General features: G+C 39.0%; 1 protein-coding gene. It reads left to right on the top strand.

Features of this window, described 5'->3' with window-relative positions; translation table 11 throughout:
* Window positions 1–278 precede the first annotated feature (278 nt).
* Window positions 279–12,452 (top strand): Ser-Thr-rich GPI-anchored membrane family protein, encoded by a 12,174-nt coding sequence (locus K350_RS0110350; protein ID WP_028979853.1) that lies wholly within the window; start codon window positions 279–281, stop codon window positions 12,450–12,452.
* Window positions 12,453–12,511: the final 59 nt, after the last annotated feature.

The following is a 12,511-nucleotide window of genomic DNA, read 5'->3' on the forward strand; positions in this document are numbered from 1 at the left end:
TCAAACCTTTTACTATTTATTCACCAACTCTTAATTAGTCCTTAATTCAATAAAATTTATAGACTTAAAATAGCAAGACGCCGAAAATTAGTTTTGCATATTCATTATAAATAAGTATCCAAATCCCTATTTCTTCTCAAAAAACAAGAAAAGAATTTCCTGTTATCACGTATTTATGGGTAAATTGGTACTCTTTTTCAAGGAATTAAATATTTTATTGACCCGATCTATTCGGAATAATTTTCAAGACTAATTTTTATTAAACTTATTGGAGCTTTATGAAAAAAGTTTTTTACACATTGTTGTGTGTCTTATTATTGTCTTTAACCATCGATACAAAAGCGGCTATCACTGTCACTTCGCCTAATTCAGGTGGTTCTTATCTTGGTTGTACAGTCCAGGATATCACCTGGACAGTCTCTTTCTCTGTAAGCAGAATTAACATCTACTACTCGCTTGATGGAGGTAAAATATGGAAGCCTGTCGCACGATCGGTTAGTTATTACCCTCAATCCTATTCGTGGAACCTGCCTCAGGTAAACTCCAACAAATGTCTTATCAAAATTGAAGACTATTTCACACCAACAGATTTTGATATCAGCGACATTCCGTTTTCGATTACAAGTACAACGAGTTCATCGCTTCAACTATTAAGTCCTATAGGTGGTGAAAAATGGGGTACAACTAGCGAACAATTGATTAAATGGAATAAAACCGGTTCCATTTCAAAAGTCAGGATAAGATACTCGTCCGACAGAGGGGCTTCCTGGGCAAACATTGACACTGCTGCAGAAAACACAGGTTCCTATCGCTGGGTTCTACCTTATAATAATATAAGCTCCAATTGTATTGTAAGGGTCAGTGACTATACTAATAACTGTATTTTTTCAGAAAGCGACTCTGCCTTTACTATTCTGGAACAGGCCAATTACTCAGTCACCAGACCCAATGGAGGTGAGACATTTTATACTAATTCTACAGCAAAGATATTTTGGGAAAGAAGCTCAAGCAGCTCTGCATTTGTATCATTGCATTATTCCACTGATGCTGGAGCCACATGGAAGAAAATCAGTACTGCAGAATCCAATTATGGAGTATTTGATTGGATCATTCCAAATACTGTATCTGACAAATGCCTCATAAAGGTTTCCGGCTATCCTGACGGAACTCCTGTTGATATCAGCAATGCTGTATTTTCAATTGCCAATCCTTCTATCACAATTTCTCAGCCTGCTAGTGGTGAAGCGCTCACAGGCTGCAGTAAAAAATCCATTAAGTGGACCAGCAAGGGAACTTCACCTTATGTAAACGTTTATTACTCTGCTGACAATGGTAACACCTGGAATCAGGCAGGAAACTCTGTACTAAATTTCATAGGAAACAACTCTTTTGAATGGACAACACCTGAATTAAGCTCTAATAAATATCTTGTAAAAATATCAGACTTTTATACACCGTCTATTTCCGGAACTAGTAATAATTTCAGCATAACAAAAAGCTCTACTGCAAACATTAAATTAACCTCTCCAAATGGCGGAGATAGTCTCAAAACAGGTCAAAGAATTAATCTCACCTGGACTGGCACAGGTCTTTCTGATAAAGTAAATATATACTACTCCGGAGATGAAGGTAAAAGCTGGACCACGGCTACTACAGCTCCGAACACAGGCAAATACCTTTGGACAGTTCCTCCAGCTACTACATCAAAAGGATTAGTTAAAATTACAGATGCTCAAAATGAATGCATCATAGATATGAGCGATAACTACTTTAATGTTGTCCCTGCTCCTTTCTTCAGAATTGATTTCCCTAATACTTCAAAGGATACTGTATTCCCTTCAAATTATAAAGATATACGCTGGATCAGCGGCAATATGAGCAGCAGCTATGTCAGCGTCAGCTATTCCATTGACTCAGGTTCCACCTGGGTCCCACTAAGTTCATTTGCAAGCAATGTCGGATATTATGGATGGACACCTCCTAATTTGTATTCAACAAAATGCCTTGTAAAAGTAAGTACAACAAGCACCGGTGATGGACTTGCAGAAGATATTTCCGACGAAGTTTTTACAATTGGAAAACCTAATTTAAATATTATAACTCCTAACGGAGGAGAGTCGATCAGTGGCTGTGCGACAAACAATATTACATGGAGCAGCAAAGGTGGTTCATCCTACATAAATCTGTTCTACTCTACAGATATGGGAACCAGCTGGAATCAGGTCGGAACAAGTTCATTTTCAAATAAAGAAGGTAACAATACGGCACAATGGACAGCGCCAGGAATTGCAGTTGAAAACTGTCTTATAAAAATAAAAGATGCCAGCAACCCTGCGAATGAAGATGTAAGCGATAAGGCATTTTCAATTGTTAAAACAGATACTTCTTACATTAAAATCACATATCCTAACGCAGGTGAACCACTTGGCACTTCCAGATCGGAAAACATCACCTGGACATCATCTAAAAATGTCACGTATGTGAGTTTGAAATATTCAATTGATGGTGGTAATGCATGGACGACTATCTCTTCCTATAATGCCAATACCGGGAGTTACAAATGGCAGGTGCCGAACACTCCTTCTCAGAACTGTATCATCAATGTAACCAGTTACTCAAACTCTTGCACAACTGACATCACTGACAAGCCTTTTTCAATAGTTAAAGTACCAACTATTACTGTCAGTTCCTTTATGGACAGACAAACATACAGATCAGGGGTTAATACAACATTATACTGGACCCCAACCAATGTTGATTCTTCCCTGGTAAAACTGGAATATTCAGTTGATTCAACGAAAACATGGAAATTGATAGATGTTGTGAAAGGCAAAAGCAGTTATAACTGGAATATCCCGGCAGAAGCTTCTACTAAAGCTTTCATAAAGGTAAGCCTGGCTTCTAACCCAGATATTTACGACATTAATGATGCGGCATTTACCATTCTCAAATCAGGAATAAAACTGACCTCCCCTGCAGGAGGTGAAGTTTTAAACGGATGTACAGCCCAGACCATAAAATGGAATGGCCCATCTCCTGGTGGATATGTAAAGATTGAATACTCTGCTGATGGAGGCAATAACTGGGTAACAATTAATTCCAGCGCATCTTCATCTGCTTCAGAAAATTCCTTCCAATGGACAGTTCCCGGAATACAGTCAAATCAATTCAGGATAAAACTGACAGATACAAACTCTTCTCAGAAAGACAGCAGTGCTAACTTCTCAGTTAATCACACAGGTAATGCCTTAACTATAACGAGTCCGACAGACAACGAAGTGATTAATACAGGAAGCGCAAAAAAAATCACCTGGACAACCAAAGGAACTGTCAATAATGTGACATTACAATTCTATACTACAAGCAGTATATACTGGACAACTATCGCTCAGGGAATTCCAAATACCGGTTCCTATTTATGGACTGCGCCAACCATTGCTGGTGATAATTACAGGCTTGCAATCAATGACAATTCACAACCTTGTATTGTTGATTACAGCGATAAAAATTTCACTATCAAAGAAAATCCTTATATCAATGTCACCTGGGATGAATCCAACAGAAGCGTTAAATGGTATAGCAACAAACTTGACAGCAAAGCACTTCTTAACATTGAGTTTTCATCTGACTCAATGAAGACATGGAGTACTATAGCTACTAATGAAGCAAATGACGGCACATATAGCTTCTCGTCTCCTAATAGCAATTTAACAAACTGCTTCTTCAGAGTCAGTGAAGCCGGAAACCCATCCTTAACCGGAACTAACTTCACACCGCTCTCTTTAAGTAAACATACGACGTTAACTTTTCCTGCAGGTGGAGAAACAGTAACGGGTTGTATATCCAAATCTATTACATGGACAAGCAAAGGGTTAAATGAATTTAACATCCTTTTCTCCGCCGACAATGGAGTTACGTGGAAAATCATTGCTGATGGTGTTAAAAGTTATGGAGGAAGCAATTCCAGATACTGGAACCCGGAAGGAATAAATTCAACAAAATGCCTGATCAGGTTAGTGAGCAAAACTAATCCAGGAGTTACAGAAACCTCTGCACCTTTCACAATTCAGTATTCCGGAGGTACCTTAAAAGTTGTTGCGCCCAACGGGGGAGAAAGCTTTGGGACTTCAAGCCAGTCAGAAGTTAAATGGACAACAACTGGCAGTGTGCCCTCTGTTTATGTATCATATTCTTATGATGCAGGCCTCAACTGGTCCAATGCTCACCCTTTCTCAATAAATAATACAGGAAAATACAAATGGACTATACCAAACAAAGCTTCAACAGACTACCTCATAAAGATATCTGATAATTCAGGATGTATAACTGATATCAGTGATGCCAAATTCCGCGTAACAGAAACTGGAAACATTAGCATTACATCACCAAGTGCTGGAGATTCATATTATTCACGCGATAATGGTTACATCAACTGGAGTTCATTTGGCCTTTCTGAATTTGTATCACTAGATTACTCATTAGATTCTGGTTCAACCTGGACGGCCATCTCAGCAAAGGAACCTAACAATGGAAGCTACTATTGGAAAACACCTGATGTAGGGTCTGTTAAAGCAAAAGTGCGAGTCAAAGATTTTTCAAATCCTTCCAGGTCTGCAATATCTGACAGTGTATTTACCATTATCAGGCAATACATCACAATAACATCCCCTAATGGAGGAGAAACATTTAGCGGATGTACTGTTAATCAGATTAAATGGACCAATGTAGGGCCATATTATTATAACTTGTTCTATTCAACAGACGCGGGCGCTACCTGGAATACCATTGCATCTTCTGTTTATGCCAATTCATATAACTGGACTGTTCCGGCAACGAGTTCTGCCAAATGCCTGATTAAAGTAGTTAGTGGCTCAAACCCTGATTTGTTTGATATATCCGACGCTCAATTTACAATTACCAATCCCGCATCTCCTGGTTTATCTCTGGTAACGCCAAATGGAGGAGAAATTTATAAGGCAGGAACAGACAAAACAATCTTCTGGACAACAGCAGGAACAATTAGTTATGTTAACATCAAATATTCATCTGACGGCGGCACAACCTGGACTGCGATAGCCAACAATACTTCAAATACAGGAAAATACAACTGGTATTTTCCTACTGTGACCTCATCGTCATACAAGGTTTCCATAGCAGATGCTTCCAACGCTTGCGTCTCAGACATCAGTGAAGCGTCATTCGCTGTACAAAGCATTCCTACAATCATTGTATCTGCACCGAAAACCGGTGATTCATTGTATAGTTATTCTACTTTCAGAGCCACAATAAGCCGGTCAACGGATATTCCCAACTATATTGTCGAGCTCTCTACAGACTCATTAAGAACCTGGAAGAGAATATCATCTGCTTACTTTGATCCTTCAGAAAATTACAAAGTGCCTGACATAGTTTCTCACAACTGCTTTATCAGAGCTAGTTATGGAACGGCATATGGTATAAGTTCAAAATTCAGCATCGTTAGACCTGTACTCACATTAACCGCTCCTGCAGGCGGCGAAAGCTGGTTGGGATGTACTTATCAAACCATCAGCTGGTTCAGCAAAGGCAATACAGGATATGTCAATTTATATTATTCGACTGACAATGGTTCCACATGGAAAACAATTGCGAATGATTTATCAAATGTAAACGGCAAGAATACCTATCAATGGACAATTCCTGCCATAATTTCGAAGTCATGCCGAATCAAAGTTGTAAGCACAACATCAAACATGTCTTCAGAAAATGCAACTCCATTTACTGTCAATAATGGTTTGAAGTCATTTGAAGTGCTAAGTCCAATTGGTGGAGAAACATGGCCAACCGGTTCTGCTAAAACAATTTTATGGGAAAGCACAGGTAGCATTGCAAATGTTGATCTTAAATATTCTGTTGACGGAGGTACAAGCTGGAACAACATTGCTTATAATATCAAGAACTCTGGCTCCTATAACTGGACTCTCCCGGCAACAGCAAGTACCAATGCACTTGTAAGAATAAATGACAACAGCAATTCCTGCGTATTCGATCAAAGTAATTTTGCATTCAATATAAATTCTGCCCTAACATTAATTTATCCGAATGGAGGAGAAAAATTAAATGGATGCAATAACGTTTCGATAACCTGGTCAAGCCTTGGTATTTCTAGCTACTCAAATCTTTACTATTCTATTGATGGTGGTACATCATGGAACCTGATTGCCAGCGCTGTTCCGACAACTACCGGCAATAATACTTATTCATGGAAGGTTGTAGGCAATGCTTCTTCAAACTGTCTTGTTAAAGTTGTTGATTATTATAATAAAGCTATTTCAGATGCTAGTAATGCAAAGTTCTCTATAGAGGGCACTGGTTCTTCCACAATTACAGTAACCAGTCCTAATGGTGGTGAAAGCTGGGGTACAGGAAAACAAAAACTCATTACATGGACAGGAGTAAATGTTAGCGATAAAGTCAACATAAGTTATTCATCTGATGCAGGAAACACCTGGTATACACTTGCAACTGGAATTACAAATACTGGTTCCTTCGACTGGCGACTCCCAGGAGATGTTACTTCAAAATACCTAGTAAGAGTTTCTGACAATGCCAACAGTTGTGTGACAGATCAGAGTGATGCTCTTTTCAATGTGATACCAATGCCGTTTATCACCATTAACTCATTGAATAGCTATGAGAAAATATATTCCAAGAATTATAAAACCTTGTACTGGTCAAGCGGAAGTCTGAAGTCAATCAACCTGACGCTTGAATACTCTGTTGATAGCATGAAGACTTGGAAAAGCATTACAGGAGGATACAATTTCGGAGGGAACTTCGATTGGTATGTGCCAAACGAGAAATCTGATAAATGCTTTATCAGAATCTACGACACTAACGATCCTTCTACATTTGATATCAACAATGCAGCGTTTTCAATATCCAACCCTAATATTACTTTAACCTCTCCGAATGGAGGTGAAAACTGGGCTGCGTGTTCTGAGCAGAATATAATATGGACAAGTGAACAGACTTCCAATAAAGTAAACATAAGTCATTCTACTGATAATGGAGTAAGCTGGAGTACAATAGCCAGCGGCATCAATAATTACACCTACAATACCTACACATGGAAAGTGCCATCAACCGCTTCCGGGCAAAATAAGATCAGGGTGCAGGATTATAATAATTCTTCCCTGAATGATATATCTGAACAGGTATTTACCATCAGCAATAATGTTGCAACCATTACACTTACTAGTCCGAATGGAGGAGAAGTACTGAAAGGTAATACTCAGAAAAATATTACCTGGACAAACACAGGTAGTATCAGCACTGTGAGAATTAGTTACTCCACCAACAACGGTGTGTCATGGACCAGCATTATTAATAGTTTACCAAACAACGGCTCATACAATTGGACTATCCCCAATAACATCTCTTCTACACAGACCCTTATTCAGGTGAGTGATAATGGAGGTTGTGCTACAGATCAAAGTAATGCTCCCTTCTCTATTGAAGCCATCCCGCTTTTTACTCTGACGAATCCTAATGGAGGACAAATACTCGGAATCGGAACAACAACTTATATCGTGTGGAATCTGATCAATGCCCCAATGCAGTCTGTTAATGTTGATTATACAACCGACAATGGGCTGACCTGGACAAACATCGCAACACAGCAACCATCAACAATGGAGTATCTCTGGTTGATTCCTAATACCCCATCTAGCCAATGTAGGGTAAGAGTTACTTCAGCTTCAGATCCTTCCTTGACGGTAATGAGTAGTAGTACATTTACCATAGCTCCGGCTGAAATGAGACTACTATCGCATAATGGTGGCGAAATACTTTCGTCCTGTGCTTCATCAACTATCACCTGGACAAATACATTGTTTAATACTGTTAGTTTATATTTCTCTTCCGATAATGGAAAATCGTGGTCAAAGATCACCACACGGGACAGACAAAGCGGCATTAGTTCATTGAACTGGACAGTCCCTCCTATCAACTCTGATCATTGTCTCTTTAAAATTACTTCAGAGTCTGACACTACAATGTCTGATGTAAGCAACAGTACATTTACCATCAAAAATAGTTTTGTACCAACGATTAAAATTACAAGTCCTGATGGTGGAGAAAACTGGGCAAATGGAACCCAAAAGACAATAACATGGACAAGTGACGCCTCAGTAAAGTCAGTTATCATAAAATACTCTTCTGACAATGGAACGACCTGGACATACATTGACAGATATGTTACCAATACAGGCTCTTACAACTGGACATTGCCATCCAGAGTTTCTTCTTCAAAAACATTGGTGCAAATATCTGACGTTGACAATATCTGTAACTTAGACGTTAGCAATGCCTCATTTAATATCACAGGTACACCTATACTAAATTTGATTTCGCCAAACGGAGGAGAAAAAATAGTTGCCGGAAGTTTAACTACAATAAACTGGGATGCATCATTTATAGCAGGGAAAATAAAACTTGAATATTCACTGAATTCAGGAACTTCATGGACACTCATTTCTGATACCATAAGCAACATCGGAAACTATAACTGGCAAACTCCTACTTTAGAGTCAACATCTGGTCTTATCAGAATCAGTGATGCGGGGAATGCTTCAGTTTCTGACATAAGCAGTTCAGCATTCACACTAGAATATGCAAAAATAAGAGTATCAAGACCTAATGGTAAAGAAAGCTGGTATGGCAATACTGTTAAGTCGATATTCTGGAGTTCAACGAATATGGGTTCTTCTTTTGTAAAGATCGAATACTCGATAGACTCTGCAAGGACATGGAAAGTCATAACTGATAAAGAAGTAAATGATGGTGCCTATTCCTGGACCCTACCAAACTCAGGATCTATAAATTGTTATGTAAAAGTCAGTGATTACAATAACCCTGCGATATATGACATGAACGATACCGTCTTCACAATGATAAGACCAGCATTTACGATCCTTTCACCTAATGGAGGAGAGACATTAAAGTCATGTACTTTCACCACTGTAACCTGGACAGGAAACAGTACCGGTAACCTATATTATTCAACAGACGGTGGAACCAGCTGGACAAGCTTCCCTGGAGGGCTTATAGGAAACTACAGCTCAAGCTGGAATGTTCCAAACATCAGTTCCAGCAAATGTCTTGTAAAAATTGTAGATCCAAATGATGCTACTCAATTTGATATCAGTGACGTAGCATTTACCATTGATAATACCAAACCAACTATTAAATTAACTTCACCTAATGGAGGAGAAACATGGGGAACCGGAGAAAGCCGCAATATTACCTGGACTGCACCTGAAGAAGTTAAGTTTATTAAACTGGAAGTTTCTATAAATAATAGTTCTTACGGTGATCTCTTTTATAGTGAACAAGTTGCTAATACAGGTTCAAAAGCCTGGACAGTTTATAATAACCCCGGTACTGCCAAAGTACGAATCAGCGACAAAGGAAGCTGCGCATCAGATGAAAGTGATGCTGCATTTACAATTAAAGCAGCTCCGTTCATTTCTGTGAAAAGCCCCGACGATGTACATCAATGGACCGCCGGAACATACCATGAAATAGAGTGGAATAGTGGCAACCTTACGAATGGAAAAGTAAATGTTCACTATTCAACAGACGGCGGAAGATCATGGATACTTATAGAATCCAATTACAGTGGTTCCACTATTTACTGGAAAGTTCCTTATACATACACGGATAATTGTGTTATCAGAGTTGCGGATGCCGGAAATTCTTCAGTGTTTGCGACATCACAATATATATTCAAGATTGTCAAGCCAACGTTCTCCTATATAAGTTTCAGTAATGGGAAAGAGTTAAGCGCTTGTATGAGAACCAATATTTACTGGAGTTCCCCAAGCAGTGCCGTTAATATATATTATTCCACAGATAGCGGTGCTACATGGAAAAACATCGTTAGAAATGTAAGTCCAAATCAATATGAATGGACTGTGCCTCAGGAAAATTCAACAAAATGTTTTGTAAAAATTACAGACTCAGGGGATGAAAGTGCCTTTGGCATTGGTGATGTAATGTTCAGCATTAACAATCCTGTACGTACTTTAAAATTAACAACAACATTCAATGACACGAAGACTGGTAGTCTTAAAACAATCAGTTGGGAAAATACAGGTAATGTTTACAATGCTTTACTCGAATATTCAACAGATGGAGGCACAAGCTGGAAACTTATTGAAGACGTATACTCTTATGGTCCGTATAAATGGAGAGTACCGAACGATCCATCAGTCAATGCTCTCTTCCGCATATCAGACAAAGCAAGCTGTGCTGTAGCGCAAAGCAATCCATTTAAAATTGAGGCAGTGCCATATATTTATACTGTCAAGCCGGAAGGCAATGAAAATTGGGACGCAGGAACCACACAGTATCTATATTGGTCTACTGGAAACCTTGCCAGTCAGGCTGTAAATCTATATTACTCTGCTGATTCAGCAAAAACCTGGACCAAATTCGGATCTACAAGTGAAAGCTATTTTGTATGGACTGTTCCCTACATCTCATCTTCAAAGGTGTTTATCAAAGTAAGCTCTGCAACTAACCCAGCTGTTTACGGGATGAATGAAAAGCCATTTACCATTTCAAAGCCAGAGATTACGGTTAAGTTTCCGAACGGAGGAGAGAAGCTTACAGCATGTGTCAACAATGTCATTCGTTGGGAAAATAAAGGAGTAGGCTCTGTATACCTCTATTACTCAACAGACAATGGTCTGACATGGACAAGAATTTATTCCAACCCAAGTTACAAAGACGGATATGAAAACTGGGCATTGCCGGAGCTAAGTTCCTCTAAAGTTCTTATAAAGGTTGCCGATGCTAAAGATCCTATGATATATGATGTGAGTGATGCGGTATTTGAGATTCAAAATGTAAACACAACTTCGACTTTGAAGCTTTCCGCTCCTAATGGAGGAGAAGTATGGGACACTTATAGTGAACATGAAATTAAGTGGACAACTACAGGTACTGTCAAGAATGTCAATCTGATGTACTCCACCTATGGAGGGCTTGATTGGCAATTCATTACATCCATACCTAATACAGGTTCCTATACATGGCAGATTCCCAATACACCTACCCTATCAGGAGTTTTAAAGATCATGGATGCAGAGAGCTGTGTAAGTGATGTCACTGATAATCAGTTCGACATCAAAATAGTACCATCAATCAAAATCGAGTATCCGAAACTGGGAGATGATCTTACCCAGTCTGCAGAAGTATATGTTGGCGGAAGAGCAGCAAATCTTAGCTCAGACTATGTAAAGCTTGAATATTCTACTAATGGTGGAGCCTCATGGATATTTATAACAGAGAATGCAACAACATCTTTTAACGCATTCTATTATTATTGGAAAATACCTATGATTACTTCGTCCAATGTGTTGCTAAAAGCCAGTGATCCGTTGGATCCAAAAGTCTACTACATCAGTGAAATTTTCAAAATTTCTCCCGCAACTAATGTATGGCCTGGTGACGTTGATAATAATGGTGTAGCAGATGTTTATGACATGCTTCCTATTGGTTTGAATTTTGGAGAAACAGGAATCCCAAGAGCATCCATATCCACTGAGTGGAAGGCTTTTGATGCACAGAACTGGAACAAGTTACAGAGCAATGGTCTTGACATGAAGTTCAGTGACTGCGATGGCAATGGTAGTGTTTACTTCCAGGACACACTAGCTATCATCAAAAACTACGGGCTTACCCATCCGAAGTCAAGTAACTTAAGAATAGCTGCAGAAGCTGACCTGTTCCTAATTTTCACACAACCACCTGTGCCTGGAGAAATCATAGAGGCAGAGATTTGGGCTGGTAAAAGTTCTGCTCCGGTAAACAGCCTTTATGGAATTGCATTCAACCTAGAATTTAATGCAGATGCAGTAGAGCCAAACTCAGCATCCTTATCATTCAAAGAAAACTGGTTGGGTACTATAGGTTCACAAGCAATAGGTGTCTATAAAGCATTTGAATCTATCGGAAGAATTGACGGATCACTTGTAAGATTTGACAAGACTTCAAAGACAGGTTATGGAAAAATTGCCAACCTGAAAATGAGGCTGAAGCCAACTGCACAATATTTATCAATAGGCTTTACAGCTAACAAGGCAGTGAATTCCAATGGCACCCCTATTATCCTGTCTCCGAAGTCAGAGAGCGTAGTAATGATTGCGACATCAGCTCATGGCACAACTAATACACTTCAGGCTGAAATGTATCCAAATCCTACAAGTGGTGAGGTATATATCAAAACTTCGCTTGAAGGCAAGGTTGATATTACAATCACCAACACACTTGGAGAAGTTGTATTCAGAGAAACATCTGAGGAAAATAATCTTCATTTAAGTCTGAATGACTTGCCAGGCGGTGCATACTTCGTGAAGATTGATCATGAAAGCGGAACAACGATTAAAAAGTTAATTCTTCAATAGAAGGATTGGTTATATTATATATAGAGGCTGCTGAAAGGGCAGCCTCTTTTGTTTAACAA

The organism is Sporocytophaga myxococcoides DSM 11118, assembly GCF_000426725.1.
Taxonomy (GTDB): Bacteria; Bacteroidota; Bacteroidia; order Cytophagales; family Cytophagaceae; genus Sporocytophaga; species Sporocytophaga myxococcoides.

Bases quoted from the DNA above. Each gene is read 5' to 3' on its own strand.
- K350_RS0110350 (WP_028979853.1), top strand. From the start codon at position 279: ATGAAAAAAGTTTTTTACACATTGTTGTGTGTCTTATTATTGTCTTTA.